Origin of the sequence: Parasphingorhabdus sp. (assembly GCF_036963805.1) — a bacterium.
In the GTDB taxonomy this organism is placed as follows: domain Bacteria; phylum Pseudomonadota; class Alphaproteobacteria; order Sphingomonadales; family Sphingomonadaceae; genus Parasphingorhabdus.
Genome location: NZ_JBALUN010000024.1, coordinates 1 through 16,642, shown reverse-complemented (window position 1 = coordinate 16,642; position 16,642 = coordinate 1). Strand labels below are relative to the sequence as shown.

Genomic DNA, 16,642 nt, shown 5'->3' with positions numbered 1-16,642 from the left:
GCCGCATACGTTTACGCAGACCGTGCGATTGCTATCAAAAAATCTACTATTGCAAAGAGGCGGGCCATACGTTTTTTGACGACCATTTACGTGCCCAAATAGGTCCCGCGACCGCTAGCCACCAAGCGATCATCATCGTCGATAATGCGCGTGTCTGCGGTACTTATGGTTTTTCCAAGCTTCACGACCTGCCCAATTGCACGAAGCGGGCCGTTGGTGGCTGCGCGATGATAATCTACCCTCAGATCCACGGTCGCCCTGGCGACACCTCCTGCTGCAATAATCGCATAAAGCCCGGTTAAATCGATCAGAGATGCCAGTATGCCGCCGTGCGCCGCTCCAATCAACGGATTAGATACAAGTTCGTCCCGCCACGGCATTTCCAGTTCCAAACAATCGCTGTCTTGGCGAACGATTTTCAGACCTAACCAGCGATGGAAAGGCGCAATCTGTATCGCGTCAGCTAGATTTTCCGGATTGTGTTTCATGCTGCAGCACCGCGCTTGTGGGTCGCATTCAAGAAAGAGAGGATCGCCGAGCAAAATGCATCGTTGCGGTCACCGGCGACCATATGGCCGGCATCTGCAATGTCTGTGAAATGCGCGCTGGGAACCAGCGTTTGGAAATGAGCTACGGCCTCTTCAGAGACCATGTCGCTGGAACCTCCGCGTATGAGATGAACCGGCAGTGTCAATTTCGCGGCCGCCGCACTCAATCTGTCGAAGCCATTGTCTTTTGCCTCGGTAGCGTCGTCACGAGCATGCGTCACATGGTGAATAAAATTGGGGTCCCAATGCCAATAATATCGCCCGTCCTCCCGCTTGCGCAAATATCGATCAAGCTTGCCTGTGCCGGTGCGTTTCTTTCGTTGTGGCATATATTCGGCGATAATTTCTGCAGCTTCTTCAGGGGAGGAAAATCCGTCTGTCATATGGGCCTGCATGAACCCCACCACTCTTGACACTCCGACGGCTTCCATCTTTGGCGCAATATCAACCAAGGTGAGTGACTTAAAGCTTGCGGGGGCCAATTCCCCGGCTGCAATCATACCCGCTATTCCGCCCAGTGATGCTCCGACCATCGCTGGGGGGTTATCGAGTTGATTGGAAATAGCGATCAGATCGCGAGCAAAATCGCGCATATCGTAGGCGCCATCTGGTGCCCATTCACTGTCCCCATGACCACGCATATCGATAGCCGTCGCGCGGTAGCCAGCATTGGCGAGTTCATCCAGCACCTTTGCCCAGGCATGACGGGTTTGCCCGCCGCCATGCGCAAGCATTACCGGAAAGCCGGTTTTTGGCCCAGTCGTGCTTGCCTTAATCTTCAAGCCATTGTGGCCCGTAAAGGTGCTCTCTTCATGATCCATACCGATTTTATAGACTGTATATGGACAGACAGTAAAGGGCTTTATATTATATTAAATTTACGATATGGTCACTATGATGACAACCGAAACAGCTACAATGAGTGCCAACGCGCAAGACGGGTTCCTCAATGAGACCGATGAGTTTGCGTTTTTGCTGGAGGAAGTGCCCCGAGTTCTGCGCAAGGCATTTGATGAATCGATTGCTCAGTTCGGCCTGTCCCGCACACAGTGGAGAACATTGGCCTATCTGATCAAGACCGAGGGCATGACACAAACCGAGTTGGCAGCCTGCCTTGAACTTGAACGGGCTACTATCGGATTGACGATTGATCATCTGGAAAAACTGGATTTTGTCGAACGTCGGGCGGCAGAAAGTGACCGGCGTGTCTGGCGGATATTCCTGCGTCCAAAGGCAATCGATATTATTCCGGAACTCCGGAAAGAAGCTGACGCCGTTTATAAGAAAATGTTCAAAGGCATATCCAGCGCAAACATAGCCATCATACGAACCGCGCTGGAAAAAATGGTTGGGAATCTAAGGGTGTTGAACCCATCAGATCCCGAAATTTAACTGGTTCTGATCCCTCTCTCCTGTTGGATCAGTATGGGCAAGTGGCGGGGGCCGCTTGCCCTTTTTTTACTGTCCAGGTCAATTAATTTCATAATTATCGGACGGTGAAATATACCGTTGATACCTGCCGGGGCACCAATCAAATATGCGCTAGCGCACAAAAGTTGCTATGGCTGTGGCGAGCGGTTTCTCTGGTTTATGGAAACAGGTGGCGCGGACAAAGCTCGCGGCCTTGCCTTCACGTTCAAAACAGCTGTTCGTGAATAGATCGCGCGAACCAATGGCTGGACGCACATAACGAATGTCGATCGACTCTAGCTGTTGGCCGATCGAACTTTCACCACCTGCAACACGGCCTTGGCATGCAGCCATCAGCGCCGCAGCAACCGCGCCCCCATGGACAATATTTCCGCTCTCCCAGCCCAAAACAGCCCGGTTTCCTGCTACAATTTGTGGCGAGTCTGGAGCGCCCGATAATCCCAAACTGGTGGTCATCGGTCCGGGCATTGCTTGAGCATCGAAATCACCGACCAAATTATAGTCGGCCGGAGCGCCCCCCGGAAAGCTCCCCAAACGAAACAGTCCTGTTGCTGTTCCGATGATATCTTTGGACGAGTTTGTTACGCTACCTGTTGCAGTGGCCGATGTTTTTCCAACCATCACCGCTTCGGCCGTCAGCGTCAACTCATCCCCCATTGAAGATCCTGATGAAAGTCCGATCCGCAAATCAAAAGTTGAAATTCCGATTTCTGTACCAATCAAACCTTGCAACGATTCGGACAATCCTTGGTCGATAAAACCCATGAGCGCCAGCGGATCAAGGTTTGGATTTCCCGGTGCTTTGGCAATCCGCCTATTGGCTTTCATTCGACTGATCGAACGCCCGCTGCTGCTTTCCAGCAATTCCATTCCGAGCGTCAATTGGTAAGGGGTTACAAGTCGAACCCGCATTTTCTCACCCGTCTGTTCATCTGGCTTAGATTGCGCAGTCATCCAATTATCTTCCAATAAGGTATGGTAAACAAGACATACTCAAAATTCCTTAGCCAGGCATAAGCTGCAAACAAAGGACTCCGTTCGCCGGAGAGGCGAAAAATTATGTCCGCAAAAACCCGAATGGTGCAAGGTAATCATGATTTTGAAGGATAAGGTCCAATGATTGCATTTACAATCCTGACCAACATCCCCTTTGTCATTTGGTCATGTTAATAGGAGGTGGCCGCGGTGCCGGTTCGGCTTGCCGAAAGTTTCGCAGCGTTGCTCATGCCACCCATCAGAATTTCACCGTTGCTTCGATGCCATATGTGCGCGGTGTTCCCCGGTTAAGATAATCGAGTCCGAAGATGTCTATGTTCAACCCGTAGCTATAATATACCTTGTTGGTCAGGTTCTTGGCCCACAGGCTCGCTGAAAAATTATCCTTCTGAAATGTCAACCGGCTATTGACGAGCCAGTAGCCAGGGTTTCCGCATGTGATCGCCGGACCTGCCGGACGAACACTACCAGGTGCACCTGGGCGATCACACGGCGTTTGGCCGTAGTCGCCAAACGGATCGAAGAAATATTTCCCCGTATACGCAGCATCGCCGCGCAGACTTAGTTTGCCTGCATCAGTGTCAAAAACGTCCCAATCGAACCCTGCAGAAAACGTTTCGCGCGGAGCGTTGGGGAACGGATTTCCATTGACATTGCGGGTCGGGCTTCGAGGATCGGTAGGATCGACAACATTTCCTTGATATTTACTGCGCAACAAGCTGACCGATGCGTCAAAGCGCAGATTATCGGTAGCTATGATTGCGAGTTCCGCCTCACCGCCATAGAGTTTGCCATCGGCGCTGCGAACAAACGTCGTCGCTCCAATCACCTGAGTGACCTGATGGTTGCTGTAGTCGTAGTAAAAACCGGCTAGATTAAGCTGGACGCGCCGATCAAACAGGAGCGTTTTCAGACCGCCTTCATATGCGTTTATCTGCTCCGGTTCAACATAATAGACCTGATCGGTTCCCTGATACGCTAACCCATTAAAACTGCCGCTGCGATATCCTCGGCTGAAATTGACATATCCCAACACATCGTCGGTGAAATCATAACTGACATTGATCCGCCCCGTGACTCGGCTTTCTTTTTCGCGTTGCTCAAGCGGAGGTTGGTTTGGGTTGAAGGGGAAGGTATAGGGAATCGTACTTGCTCGCTCGGTTCCCCCCAAATCAACCAGCACTGTTCGCCCGTTGAGGTAGTTCACTTTGTCTTTGGTGTAACGCAAGCCGACACTGACCGTCAGTTCGTTGGTCACATCATAACTGGCATCAGCATAAATGGCAGCGGAAGGACGTTCGACGGTGAAATTCTGTTCACCGGTTATTGGTCCAAATGGGGGTGCGCCAGCTGCCCGACACGCAGCAGAAAGGGCTCCACCGAAGCCGCCGCCAGCCGAATTATCAATCTGGATATCGGTTTGGAGGGCAACAAGGGATCTCGCATCAAGGAACCCGTTGGGATTCCCGGTTGCAACCGGTGCACAGCTCGATGCAAGAGTGGGGTCAAGGGCTGGATTGACCAAAAATGCCGGGACAATCGCAGCAGCCTGAGGTGCTGAAACAGGTGCGTTAAAGAACGAGTCGCCAATGCCGAAACTGCGCAACACTGGATCCAGAACACCAAAGAAATCGATCCCGTTCCGCGTTTTGATTTTATCTACACCATAATAAAGTCCAGCGATCAGATTGAAACGGTCGTCCTTGTAAGCAAAGCGCAGATCCTGATTGAAATTTTTGCTCGTTGAATTGAAACGGATCGCGCAAACATCATTCGGTGAACCGTCACAGTCAAACGGAGAAATGCTGTAATTCCCAGTATCATAACCGGTAATCGATGTAACCGAGAGGCTGTCACTAATCTCGTAGGCGACGTTTAGCGCCAGACCCTTCGACAGAGTGTAGTAGTTTCCGCCCGTATCGGCAGATACCTCGTCGCGGTTTAGCGCGCGCCCCCCGTTCTGGGCGGGATCGAAACGTGAATAACCCAAAACATCACGGCCCTCTGCATATTGACCGAACGCATACGGGTTGGGTGCAACCGGATTATCCCGGGAGATATATCCCTTCAAGTTGATATCCAGTGTATCAGTTGGCTTGAAACGGACCGACAGGCGGCCAGCAATCGAATTTGTCGTGCCGGTATCGCGGTTCTGAACGGGATTGAATTGCCAGCCATCGCCCTTGGCAAAGGTTCCCGCAAAGCGGATACCAAGCACATCAGGAACCAGAGTTGTTTCTATCGCACCTTGGATTGTCTTTGTGTCGTAATTACCGTAGCCAACCGAAAGCGTTCCAGTTGTATCAACAAGTTCGGGTTTGTTTGAAAAAAAGCTGATGGCACCGCCGGTTGTGTTCCGCCCATAAAGCGTTCCTTGCGGCCCACGCAACACCTCAACGCGTTCCAGATCGTAAAGCTGCTGACCGTGGCTGGCACGGAAGCTCTGGCAAATATATACTTTACTTAGCAGGTCAATCTTGATATAAGGCTGTATCACAAGGAAAACAGCCAATGACGAACCTAACAGACCCCATTTTTCACAACGAAAAAGCAGCCGAGAAACATATCGAAGTATCGCGCTGGAACGGAGAGCCTTTTTGCGCTCACTGTGGTTCAACCAACGTCACCCGTATGAAGGGCAAAACGCAGCGCGGAATGTTCCAGTGCAACGATTGCCGCGACAAGTTCACAGTCCGCACCGGCACCGTCATGGAACGCTCCCATGTTCCCCTTCATAAATGGCTTCTGGCCATGCACCTGCTGGCATCCAGCAAGAAAGGCATTTCAGCCAGCCAGATCGCCCGCAACATCGGTGTGACCTATAAAACCGCCTGGTTCCTTTGCCACCGCATCCGCGAAGCAATGGACGGTGCCAACGGTAATGGCCCTCTAGGCGGTCCTAACCGCGTTGTGGAAGCCGATGAAACCTTTGTAGGCGGCAAGGCCAAGAACCGTGCGCACCGCAAGCCTCGCGACAAGCAGCCCGTTGTCGCACTGGTTGACCGTGAAGGCCATGTTCGCAGCTTCCATGTTGCCAACGTCAATGCAAAAGACCTTCGCAACCTTATCGTTACCAATGTTCACCGCGACAGCCACCTTATGACTGACGAAGCAACCGTATATACCCGCGTAGGACGCGAATTTGCCGGTCACAGTGTAGTCAATCACTCCGCTAAGAAATATGTCACCACGGGCGGCTTCAAGCACTCCAACACCGCTGAAAACTTCTTTTCTATCTTCAAACGCGGCGTGATCGGTGTCTACCACCATATGAGCGAAGCGCACCTTGGCCGTTATACCAAGGAATTCGATTTCCGTTACAACACCCGCGACATTACAGACGGTGAGCGCGCCGCCGTTGCCCTTAAGGGCATCGAAGGCAAGCGTCTGACCTATCGGCGGACTGACAAACTCGCCGCCTAAATGGACGGTTGAAATTCGCCAGATCGGCGAGAAGCGTAAACGCTATTTTGATTGAGACTCTTTACCCTTTGTCTTGCTAGACTTGTGGGGCTTTGGCGGAGTCGAAAGTAGCTTTTGCAACGTGGCCTCGCGCCGCGCCTCTGTCTCCGCTTCGGAGTATGTTTCATCTTTTTCTTGCCGAGTATTCAAAATGACCTCCATATCGCCCCTAACCAGCCCTGTATATGAGATACCCCTCTCAGACGAACAACTTATAATTTTAGGAAGGGTTGCTGTTGTTTGGGGGCATATTGTGTTCAAACTTGACGAACTTCTCCGCGATCTAATGAGCCTAAACACGGTGGATGATTTAGCGACCTACTCAACAAAAAATTTAAAAGCCAAGTTAGCAGATTTATGGCGAGAAATCTCGAAGCCTGAAAATGCAGGAAACAGAAGCCAGTTAATTGAAATACATCACTCTATCAGCGCCCTTTCGTCTGACAGAAACATCTGCTTTCATGGCTTGTGGGGCTACACATGGTGTCCCGCCTCAGAATCTTGGAAGGAAATCAGCCAGGGCTATGCCCGAGAAGAACCTTTCTTTTCTGATTCCTTAACTGAATTACACAACAAAATGATATTATCATCTAAGCTTCTGGCTGATGCGAAATGGCGCAAAGAGGTAGGTAACGATCCTCCAGAGACGAGAAATCGACGACAAATTTGGGGGCACCGCCCGCCGATTGAATCCGACCCCCATCCGCCTGAAAGAAAGATTCGATAATCTTAATTACAGCCTCGCCCACTGAATACGCTGGCGTATTAAATTTATAAAACGCGCCAATACCCGCCTCAATCATAGCGTCCGTAATCTCAATTTTAGCGCCGGCCTGTCCAGACATCTATGAATCCGATTCTCTGCTAAGTAAAGTATATAATTGCCGAAGCTCTGGTAAACTTCGTCAACATACACACCGACAGGCGAAGCGGTTGAAGCATTAAATTCATTAGCCACTGAAACGCCGCGCAGTGCGAAGTTCGGTTGGGTGCGGCCATAAGGCGTGGTGATCTGAAGACTTGGTACAAATCCTTGCAAATCTGATGTTTCATCTACGCCGCGAGATTCCAGTTCCTTTGCCGTCAATGCGGACACAGCGACGGGAACATCTTGAAGCGCTTGTGACCGCTTTTGCGCAGTCACAACAATTACCTCAAAACCACTGGTATCTTGTTCTTTGGTTTGGGCCAAGGCAGTTCCCGATAGAGCTATTTGCAATACAAATAACGCGCAACCTCCAGCCAAATATGTTTTGTTCATGTTCTTCCTCCCTATTTTTCGGACTTTTTTTATTTTTGGTTTTCCAGAATAAACTCTGCAGCGCGCTCGGCGATCATCGCAACCGGGGCATTGGTGTTGCCGGATATTAGATTGGGCATAACGGAGGCATCGGCGATCCAGATATTTTGAATGCCGCGAACCTTTAATTTTTCGTCACACACAGCGGTTTCATCATTCCCCATCCGGCATGTCCCAACCGGGTGATAGACTGTGTCTGCGCGCGCCTTTATCGCATCAATGAGTTCTGAATCTCCGCTCATGCCCTTTGTAAAAAGCTCAGTGCCGCGAATGGACTTAAGCGCGTCTGATTCCATAATATCGCGCACCAGCTTGAAGCCGGACAACAGGGTTTTAATATCACCATCTGTCGCGAGAAAATTTGGATCGATGACAGGAGCGGCAAAAGGGTCGGCCGAACCGAGTGTCACGGAACCCCTGCTCTCGGGTCGCAGCACGCAAACATGGCAGCTCATCCCTCCGCCCAAATGGATCTTGCGAGAATGATCATCAATAATGCCGTGGACGAAGTGCATCTGGACATCTGGTCGATTGCCACGACCTTTGGTGGATAGAAAAGCACCGCCTTCCGCCGCGTTGCTGGTAAGCGGACCACGACCATTACGGATATAGTCGGGAATCGACGCACCAATACGCGCGACACCGCCAGGGCTGACAGCAAATAAATCAGGACTTTTGGCGCGATATACCGTGACATGATCAGGATGGTCCTGAAGATTCTGGCCAATTTCCGGTATGTTAAACCGGACGGGTATAGAATGGCGTCGCAGTTCGGACTCCGGCCCAACGCCCGATACCATCAGAAGGTGCGGCGTGCCGAACGCACCGCTCGTCAGCACAACGCCGGCATCAGCGCCAAGTGTCATAGACCGTTTGTTGCAAAGCACCTCCAGGCCCGTCGCTCGTTCACCATCCAATACAATGCGAAGCGCCTTTGTTCGTGTCATCACCGTAAGGTTCGGTCGATCAAGGATTGGTCGCAGATACCCGCGCGCTACACTCCAACGCCGGCCATCCTTTTGGTTTACCTGATAACGCCCAACGCCTTCTTGTTCGGCTCCGTTAAAATCGTTTGTTGTTTTGTGTTGTTGTTCCGCTGCAGCCTCGATGAAGAGATCGGTAACGGGGTTGGGTGAACGGTGATCTGCTACGTTAAGCGGTCCCGACACGCCGTGATATTGATCTTCACCGCGTTCATTGCATTCCGACATCTTGAAATAAGGCAGCACATCATCATAGGACCAGCCCGGCGCACTGTCCGCCGCCCAAGCGTCATAATCCTCGGCCTGGCCGCGGATATAGCACATCGCATTGATCGAGCTTGATCCACCAAGCACACGGCCACGCGGCTGATAACCTTTTCGGCCATTGAGTCCCGGCTGCGGAACAGTTTGATAGCCGTAATTATTGATTTTGGTCGGCAACATGGCAGCCATGCCGAGCGGCACGTTGACCAGCATCTGATCGTCATCTCCGCCAGCTTCAATCAAGCAGACCTGTATCGCCGGGTTCGCTGAAAGACGGTTAGCCACTACGCATCCGCCTGAACCTGCCCCAACGATTATATAGTCGAAATTATTTTTCCGGCTGGCCCCGGTCATTGAACGGAAATCAATGCTGCGCGAGAGGCAAGCGAACGATCAGTCCGTCAAGCTCTTCCGTAATCGATATTTGGCAGGCCAGACGGCTATATTCATCGGCTCCTTCCACAAATTCGAGCATATCGCTCTCACTGCCGTCCGAAGCGTGACCGGTTTTTTCAATCCACGCCGCGTCGATATGAACATGGCAGGTGCCGCAAGCTGCACATCCGCCGCAATCGCCATCGATGCCCGGGACTCCGTTGTCTCGGGCTGCCTCCATGACTGATGAATTGGCATTTACATTGACAAGATGGTCGTCACCTTGAGCGGTAATAAACTTTACTAATGGCATTGGTATTCCTTCACTCTTATCGCGCGTGAACGCGGACCATCATTTTGGTGTAACCTCGGACAAAATTCGACTGAACACGTTCGGGCTCACCGATCACTTCAATGCGGTCGAAGCGATTGAGTATTTCCTCCCACAAAATTCGCAGTTGCATTTCGGCAAGCCGATTACCAACGCATCGGTGGATGCCGAACCCGAAGGATAAATGCTGGCGAGGGTTCGGGCGGTCGATGATAAATGAGTCAGGCCGATCAATGACTTCATCATCACGATTTCCCGAAAAATACCACATGACGACTTTGTCACCTTTGCGGATGGTTTTACCGCCAACAACCGAATCTTCCTTTGCTGTACGCCGCATGTGCGCCAAGGGTGTCTGCCAGCGGATAATTTCCGGCACCATGCTTTCAATTAGCGCTGGAGAGGCCCTCAATTTGGCCATCTGGTCCGGGTTCTGATGCAGCGCAAGAACCCCACCCGTCATCGAATTTCGCGTTGTGTCATTGCCGCCCACAATCAGCAGCAGCACGTTGCCGAGATATTCTTCCGGTGTCATGTTTCGGGTCGCCGGGGAATGGGCCAACATTGAAATAAGGTCATTGCCTGGATCCTCGTTTACCCGTTCATTCCAAAGCGTCTGGAAATATTGCGCACATTCCATTAATTCATCTTTGCGCTGCGCCCATGAATCAACGACGCCCCCGCCAGGTGCAGCTGTCGTCACATCCGACCAGCGGGTAAGCTTGCGGCGATCTTCAAAAGGAAAATCAAAGAGAGTGGCCAGCATCTGGGTGGTAATTTCGATCGAGACCCGATCAACCCAGTCAAATTCTTCTTCTATTGGCAGGCTATCCAATACGGCCCCGACACGCTCGCGAATGGTGCTTTCCAGAAGAGCAAGGTTACCGGGAGCTACGATGGGGCTGACGGCTTTTCGCTGTTCGTCATGGCGCGGTCGGTCCATCGCAATGAAATTAGGAAGGTCAAGCCCCTCTTCACCACCACCTTTTTGAATATTGTCATCGATGATGATGCCGCCGAAGCCTGCCGACGACGAAAAGATGTCATGGTGGGTATCAACATGCATGATGTCTTTATATTTGGTGATCGACCAATAGGGCCCGTAAGCACTCTCAGCGCAATAGTGGACAGGATCCTCTTCCCGCAGACGTTTAAAATACGTGCCAGCCGAATCGTCCTTGAAAAGTGCTGGTGAGCTTACGTCGATTTTATCAAGTGGTATCGCATACGCAGCTTCAGTGCCGGTTCGTGTCATGCTGGCCATCCTTTCCTGGTGATATATGATTTTTATTGAGTATAGTATCATCTACAAATGAGTATAATGTCAACAAGCAAAATCTGTTGCGATTTTTTATGATGACCGGCACATAATAATCCCAGATTTAAGCGGTGATGTCGGCCTTCAATCAGGAGCCTAATATATTGAAATACAAACACGATTTGGGAAAAAGGCGCCTGAAGCCGGACGAGAGGCGCAAACAGTTGACACTCTGCGCGCTTAAAGCCTTTGCGGAAAATGGTGTCGCTCGTGCCACTCATTCTCACGTCGCGAAGCTGGCCGGAGTTGCGATACCGACCGTGCATTCCTATTTTAGATCACGTGAGGATCTTGAGTCAGCGGTGCTCTGCGAAGTTGAAAACTACCTGATCAAACTCGTCACTGATTCGCTAAGTGGAAAAAAATCCGTGGAAGAAGCGCTTACCACGCTGGCAATGCGGTTTGCCAACGACGCGACCACGAAATCTGATATCATTAAGGTTTGGTTAGACTGGAGCACCGGAGTTCGCGCGGGCGTATGGCCCCGATATCTTGCGTTGTTGGACAAGTTACACGCGATAACTCGGCCGGTCTTTCTGCGTGGCAAACGTGAAGGTATACTGAGCGAAAATCTCAATGTGAAAGCAGCAACCCGATTGTTCATAGGCGGCGGACATACTCTCGCGCTGATGCAGTTTGCCAAAGTCCCCAGCCGGGATCTAGCGATTTACATGGATCAATTTATACAGAGCTTGATGAACATCGGAAAGCCTTGATCAACCGACAAAACCAGCGATACGCAAGATTGAGATGAACTTCCTCGGAGAGTCTTCGTTCCGAACGGATGTGGTTCTTCAGTGCGACCATTTATTGTGTCGGCTCTAAGCGACCTTCCTTTTGCTCATTGCTTCGCTCGGTAGATTCGGAAACTGCATCAACTTGATATGGCAGGCGCTTTGGGCCGGGCTGATCAGAAAGCCCTGGCCCAGGTTGCAGCCGAGTTGTATCAGGAGATTGCGTTGCTCTTCCGTCTCGACGCCTTCCGCTATGACCTCGATGCCAAGATTGCTGGCCATGTTGATCAGCGCCTGGACGATCAGCCTCGACTGGTGCTCGGCGGTGATCGACTTGATGAAGCTCTTGTCTATTTTGACCGCGTCTATGGGGAAATCCCTGAGATGCGACAGCGATGAAAAGCCTGTTCCGAAATCGTCCAGCGCGATGCGCATTCCCGCTGCGCTCAGTTCGGAGAGAACATTCTGCACTGTGGTTGTATCATTGACCATCAGCATGGTTTCGGTAACCTCGAGCGTGATTTTCGCGGGACTGATTTTGACCTCATTCAACCTCGACAATAAATTGTCCGCAAAATCGCGGCTCAACAGGTCCGCTTCGGTTGCATTGATGCTGACAAATTGCAGATCTGGCTGGGACTGCTCGATTTCTGCCAGTTCCCTGTACACGCTGGACAACATGCGCTCGCCAATCTCGCGAGACAGGATCGGATCCAGGATTGCCGGCAGAACCTGCGATGCGGTAATCTGCTCGCCGTTCGAGACGCTCAATCGCATCAGCGCTTCCAGTCCGACCAACCGGCTTGTCCTGAGATCTATAATGGGCTGGTAGCCGGCGAAGATGCGGTCACGATCCAGAGCTTCCCGGACTTTCGCGATCGCCGCTTGCCGGTGATGGTTCGCTTGCTCCAGTTCGGGTACATATGCGTGTACGCGTCCGGGTTCGCGCTCTTTTCCGTGATAAAGCGCCAGATCAGCCTTGCGAATAATCTCTCTGGCGATGGATCGCTCGTCGATCTCGACCAGACCGCACGTCGCGCTGACTCCCATCTTGCGTCCTGAAATTTCGAACTGACGTTCCACGCTGACAAGTATTTCATCACCGAGCTGCTTCGCCGCCTGCAAGTCAATGTCCGGCGCAGTCAGGATCACAAATTCATCGCCACCCCATCTTGCGACAATCGCCCCGTGGGGAAGCGCGTCCACTATGCGGGAGCTGATCTTCTCCAGAAAAACATCGCCGATCAAATGTCCGAACGTATCGTTGATGTCCTTGAAGCCATCCAGATCAAGCATCAGCAAGAAGGCGTTCGAACCGGTCTTCTTGAGCTTCCCAAGCGTGTTCTGCAGAAAGCGATCCAGGGCATTGCGATTGTAGAGATCGGTCAGGGCATCGCGGTCCGCGGCGCGCTGCAGGGCGAGGCGCGTGTGATGGGATTCCGTTATATCCTGGATGATCCCCACCAGGCGCGCAGGACTTTGTTGGTCTGCCTCCAGATATTCGCCCATGGCCTTCACCCGCTTGAACGTACCGTTCGCCGCGTTCAAGCCTGTTTCAAATTCAAAGGAGTCCTTATGCTTTTTTCCATTTTCGATCGCCTCTGTTGCTCCTTGCAGATCTTCCTGAGCGCAGTAGAGAACTGCTTCTTCAATAGAAGTTGGTACATTTTCCGGAGAACCAAAAATCGCAAATGCTTCGTCCGACCAGGTCAGTTCACGAGTCTCCTCGTTCCACTCCCATGAACCAATTTTTGCAATTTTCTCCGCCTGCTTGAATATCCCATTGGCTCGGTTGAGCCGGCTGCTTCGCGCATCCAGCTGGGAGTTCAGATAGGAGGTGACGGAAGCCTGAGAGTGCGCTCTTATCAGATCTTCAATGGTCGCTGCGAGGATTTCCAGCTTGAGGATGTGGTCATCGTCGAAACGGCCTGCGCGCTGATCCGCAATGCACAGGGTACCGATCATTGTTCCGTCGGGACTATTGATGGGTGCGCCGAGATAGGAACGGATCGCCGGTGCATGACGGATGAGCGGATTATCGGAGAATCGCTGGTCTGCCAACGCATCGGGCACGAGCATACTGCATCCAGCCTCAATTGCATGGTTACAGAAGCAATGTTCGCGCGGCGTTTCGCGGACATCCACACCGACCGAGGACAGGAACCACTGGCGGTGCTCATCAACCAGCGAAATGAGAGAGATGGAGCAATCGAAAATATCTGCACATAGTTCGGTAATACGATCAAAGGAAGCCTGACGGGGAGTGTCCAGGATATGAAGCTGGTGCAACGATTCTACCCGCTGGAAATCTTCCCGATTGATCGGCTTCATGTCTGCGGCCCTCTTCATAAACCAATGCGACTTTTAAGCGCGAATATCGCTTTCGAATTTGCCGAGCGCCATTTCTCTGTGGCCAAACAATGAAACGCTGGCCACCGTTCTATTTGCATCGTTCAAGGGAAAAACGCTCTAGGAAGAATTAATTAACTTTCCATTAAATTACCGTCATGTATCGGCTCGACAATCCATCCGTGTCGTCATCGCGCAACATAATCGTCGAGCACCGTCGACAGATAGCGCAGGCGGCGCACGATGCGGGGCATCATGCCAAAGCCGAGACAGCCCCAGCCAATGATTCTGAATTAGGTAAAATCGGTCTGCCGCATCTCGTTCGCCCGCGTAGTCTGGGTATGGAAGTGATTGGCAGCCTTGATCACGACATAGGCAGGGCTGGTAATTAGATCATGGGCTTTCAGTAAGCGGTATACCGTCGCCTCCGATACGAAGTAGCGCTTCTCATCGGTGAAGCGCACGGCCAGCTCCCGCGGGCTCAGCTCGGACTGCTCCAGCGCCAGTTCGATGATCTGTTCATGGATGTTTGCTGGGATCCGGTTCCACACCCGGCTCGGGACAGATGGCCGGTCAGCCAGCGCTTCAGGCCCACTTTCCAGCTACTGGTCCAGATCAACCCCTTGCGGGCCAGGCGTTTTGCCCAGGCTACAGGAACACTTGCCAAAACCGACCGGATCGATGCCGGGGTCCTTGCCCGCATGGCGGCCACGTTCCAGCCTGATGTCCGGCCTATCAAAAGCCCGGAACTGGCTGGGTTGGCCGAGCTCATGAACGGCCGCGATGGCTTGGTCAGGGATCGTACCGCCCTCAAGAACCGCGAGAAGAACCTGCTGCTGCCGCTGCTCAAACGCCAGGTAAAGGCACGTCTCGAGCAAATCGCACGGCACATCAATGCCATCGATATACAGGCGCAGGCGCTTATCGCTGCAGATCTCGCGCTTGCGCGCAAGCGCGAAATTATCGCCAGCATCAAAGGCCTGGGACCAATCACGGCCGCACAGTTGATCGCTACCATGCCTGAGCTGGGCTCACTGGAAAATAAACAGGCAGCTGCCCTTGCCGGGCTCGCTCCAATTACCCGGCAATCAGGCCAATGGGCCGGCAAGGCACCCATCCATGCAGGCAGAGCCAATGTCCGCCGGTCGCTCTACATGCCCACCCTTGTCGCTGCTCGCTTCAATCTCGACATCAAGGCAAAATACTTTCATCTCATCAGCATCGGAAAGCTGGCAAAGGTCGCCATCACTGCCGTCATGCGAAAGCTCATCGTCATGGCAAACGCACTACTCAAAGCCAACCGGCTATGGAAGGAATCTATGGCTTGACCATCACGGATACTTGTGTTTGGCGTCATCCACTAGGATGGATAGGCAAGGAATTCACCGACAGGCGGAGCCCTTTTTTTAGATTTTTGTGGGTTTACTTTTCCCTGCGGGCCGGAGTACCTCGCGCCAACGAATTTCATCATCGTTTGACCGCAAGATGCGGCGAACGGATTGATCCGAAGAAAGGAAATTCATGTTTAACACCCCCAAAATTATTCTGGCATCGACCCTGTTGGCGATGGTACCGGCATGCTCGTCGGAACTGAGCAAAGAGGAACAGGAAATCCTCGACGCGCGAATCGCCGAAGACACGAAGCCGACCAATATGATCGCCGTTCTGCAAGACGATCCCGATCTCAGCACCGCGAGCATTTTGGTCGGTTTGTCCGGTGTTGGCGCTGAATTGCAAGATAATGGTCCGTTCACCGCATTTGCCGCAACCAATGATGCGTTCAACAAAATGGATGCGAAGCGGCTGAGCGAGCTGCTGTCGGTGGATAACAAGGAAGAGCTGGAGACCATCGCGAAATTTGGTCTGGTCAAAGGCAGCATGACCTCCGCAGATATCGGAAAGGCCATTGCCGGTGGCGGTGGCAGCGCGAGCATCACCACCGTGCAAGGTGGCGTGATCAAGGCGACCATGGACGGTGATACGATCATTCTCCAAGATGGTGCCGGCAACAAGGCGAATGTGACCCAAGCGGATGTGAAGTCCAGTAATGGAACGCTGTCCCCCGTCAGCATTCAATAGACAGACTGGCTGCATAAAATAAGCGAGTGTTTTGGTTTCATTGCAGTGACTGTAAGGAACGGAAATGAAACCAAAACACTCGAAAGCCCCCGCGGAGCGGGTGGTCAAAGATATCCGCAGAGCGACCCGCAAACAGTATAGCGCGGAAGAGAAGATCCGGATCGTGCTGGAGGGTCTGCGCGGCGAAGATAGCATTGCCGAGCTATGCCGCCGTGAGGGTATCGCGCAGGGCGTGTATTACAAATGGTCGAAGGACTTCATGGAGGCTGGCAAGCGCAGGCTGGCTGGCGATACTGCCCGCGCTGCCAATACTGATGAGGTGCGCGACCTTCGTAAGGAAGCCCGAGATCTGAAGGAGGTTGTCGCTGAACAGATGCTTGAGATGCGTCTGCTTAAAAAAACGTATGGCCCGCCTCTTTGCAATAGTAGATTTTTTGATAGCAATCGCACGGTCTGCGTAAACGTATGCGGC

General features: G+C 52.2%; 16 protein-coding genes and 2 pseudogenes. 7 read left to right on the top strand and 11 right to left on the bottom strand.

All coding sequences use genetic code 11. The features are described from left to right. Window positions 1–86: 86 nt before the first annotated feature. Window positions 87–488, bottom strand: a complete 402-nt coding sequence (locus V7676_RS18240) for a hotdog fold thioesterase (RefSeq protein WP_100093402.1) — start codon at window positions 486–488, stop codon at window positions 87–89. Further along, the gene (locus V7676_RS18235; RefSeq protein WP_100093403.1) at window positions 485–1,369 is read right to left on the bottom strand and encodes an alpha/beta fold hydrolase; all 885 of its coding nucleotides are present in this window, start codon (window positions 1,367–1,369) and stop codon (window positions 485–487) included. The genes V7676_RS18240 and V7676_RS18235 overlap by 4 nt, the downstream gene beginning before the upstream one ends. A gap of 97 nt (window positions 1,370–1,466) precedes the next feature. Between V7676_RS18235 and V7676_RS18230 the strand changes: the two genes are divergently transcribed. After that, window positions 1,467–1,940: a MarR family winged helix-turn-helix transcriptional regulator gene (locus V7676_RS18230; protein ID WP_100093404.1), complete on the top strand. Its 474-nt coding sequence runs from the start codon at window positions 1,467–1,469 to the stop codon at window positions 1,938–1,940. Window positions 1,941–2,090: 150 nt separating this feature from the next. Here the strand turns inward: V7676_RS18230 and V7676_RS18225 are convergent, their stop codons facing one another. Then, window positions 2,091–2,933, bottom strand: a complete 843-nt coding sequence (locus V7676_RS18225; RefSeq protein ID WP_123906267.1) for a PaaI family thioesterase — start codon at window positions 2,931–2,933, stop codon at window positions 2,091–2,093. A 280-nt stretch (window positions 2,934–3,213) separates the two neighbouring features. Then, on the bottom strand, window positions 3,214–5,472 hold the full coding sequence (locus V7676_RS18220) for a TonB-dependent receptor (RefSeq protein ID WP_335660994.1): 2,259 nt from the start codon (window positions 5,470–5,472) through the stop codon (window positions 3,214–3,216). Between the two features lie 14 nt (window positions 5,473–5,486). Between V7676_RS18220 and V7676_RS18215 the strand changes: the two genes are divergently transcribed. Together V7676_RS18215 and V7676_RS18210 are read left to right on the top strand one after the other, a co-directional pair. Further along, window positions 5,487–6,398 carry an IS1595 family transposase gene (locus tag V7676_RS18215; RefSeq protein WP_100093407.1) on the top strand — a complete coding sequence of 304 codons (912 nt, stop codon included), beginning with the start codon at window positions 5,487–5,489 and terminating at the stop codon, window positions 6,396–6,398. A gap of 292 nt (window positions 6,399–6,690) precedes the next feature. Next, complete coding sequence (locus tag V7676_RS18210; RefSeq protein ID WP_123906268.1) at window positions 6,691–7,164, top strand: hypothetical protein; 474 nt, start codon at window positions 6,691–6,693, stop codon at window positions 7,162–7,164. Window positions 7,165–7,236: 72 nt separating this feature from the next. On the opposite strand, the gene V7676_RS18205 is transcribed toward V7676_RS18210, so the two are convergent. The 4 genes from V7676_RS18205 to V7676_RS18190 are packed head-to-tail and all read right to left on the bottom strand — an operon-like array spanning window position 7,237 to window position 10,945. Further along, a complete protein-coding gene (locus V7676_RS18205) occupies window positions 7,237–7,698 on the bottom strand; it encodes a TonB-dependent receptor plug domain-containing protein (protein ID WP_100093409.1) in 462 nt (153 codons plus the stop codon). Between the two features lie 29 nt (window positions 7,699–7,727). Next, window positions 7,728–9,338 carry a GMC family oxidoreductase gene (locus tag V7676_RS18200; protein WP_100093410.1) on the bottom strand — a complete coding sequence of 537 codons (1,611 nt, stop codon included), beginning with the start codon at window positions 9,336–9,338 and terminating at the stop codon, window positions 7,728–7,730. Window positions 9,339–9,348: 10 nt separating this feature from the next. Further along, window positions 9,349–9,672, bottom strand: coding sequence for a 2Fe-2S iron-sulfur cluster-binding protein (locus V7676_RS18195; protein WP_089132075.1), 324 nt, complete (start codon window positions 9,670–9,672; stop codon window positions 9,349–9,351). 16 nt (window positions 9,673–9,688) lie between these two features. Continuing rightward, window positions 9,689–10,945 (bottom strand): cytochrome P450, encoded by a 1,257-nt coding sequence (locus tag V7676_RS18190; RefSeq protein WP_240616898.1) that lies wholly within the window; start codon window positions 10,943–10,945, stop codon window positions 9,689–9,691. Between the two features lie 137 nt (window positions 10,946–11,082). On the opposite strand from V7676_RS18190, the gene V7676_RS18185 reads away from it, so the two are divergent. Continuing rightward, on the top strand, window positions 11,083–11,724 hold the full coding sequence (locus tag V7676_RS18185; RefSeq protein ID WP_100093412.1) for a TetR/AcrR family transcriptional regulator: 642 nt from the start codon (window positions 11,083–11,085) through the stop codon (window positions 11,722–11,724). Window position 11,725: 1 nt separating this feature from the next. Here V7676_RS18185 and V7676_RS18180 read toward each other — a convergent pair. From V7676_RS18180 to V7676_RS18170, 3 genes and pseudogenes are all read right to left on the bottom strand, one after another. After that, a pseudogene (locus tag V7676_RS18180) lies at window positions 11,726–11,794 on the bottom strand (transposase); the annotation flags it as partial. Window positions 11,795–11,829: 35 nt separating this feature from the next. After that, window positions 11,830–14,073 (bottom strand): sensor domain-containing phosphodiesterase, encoded by a 2,244-nt coding sequence (locus V7676_RS18175; RefSeq protein WP_164089024.1) that lies wholly within the window; start codon window positions 14,071–14,073, stop codon window positions 11,830–11,832. Window positions 14,074–14,291: 218 nt separating this feature from the next. Then, a pseudogene (locus V7676_RS18170) lies at window positions 14,292–14,684 on the bottom strand (helix-turn-helix domain-containing protein); the annotation flags it as partial. On the opposite strand from V7676_RS18170, the gene V7676_RS18165 reads away from it, so the two are divergent. The 3 genes from V7676_RS18165 to V7676_RS18155 all read left to right on the top strand — a co-directional run. Then, window positions 14,613–15,419: an IS110 family transposase gene (locus V7676_RS18165; protein ID WP_100093415.1), complete on the top strand. Its 807-nt coding sequence runs from the start codon at window positions 14,613–14,615 to the stop codon at window positions 15,417–15,419. The pseudogene V7676_RS18170 and the gene V7676_RS18165 sit on opposite strands and share 72 nt — an antisense overlap. Before the next feature lie 193 nt (window positions 15,420–15,612). Next, window positions 15,613–16,170: a fasciclin domain-containing protein gene (locus V7676_RS18160; RefSeq protein ID WP_335660993.1), complete on the top strand. Its 558-nt coding sequence runs from the start codon at window positions 15,613–15,615 to the stop codon at window positions 16,168–16,170. Window positions 16,171–16,234: 64 nt separating this feature from the next. Continuing rightward, window positions 16,235–16,642 (top strand): transposase (locus V7676_RS18155; RefSeq protein WP_335660992.1); only part of this gene is annotated, 408 nt, incomplete at its 3' end.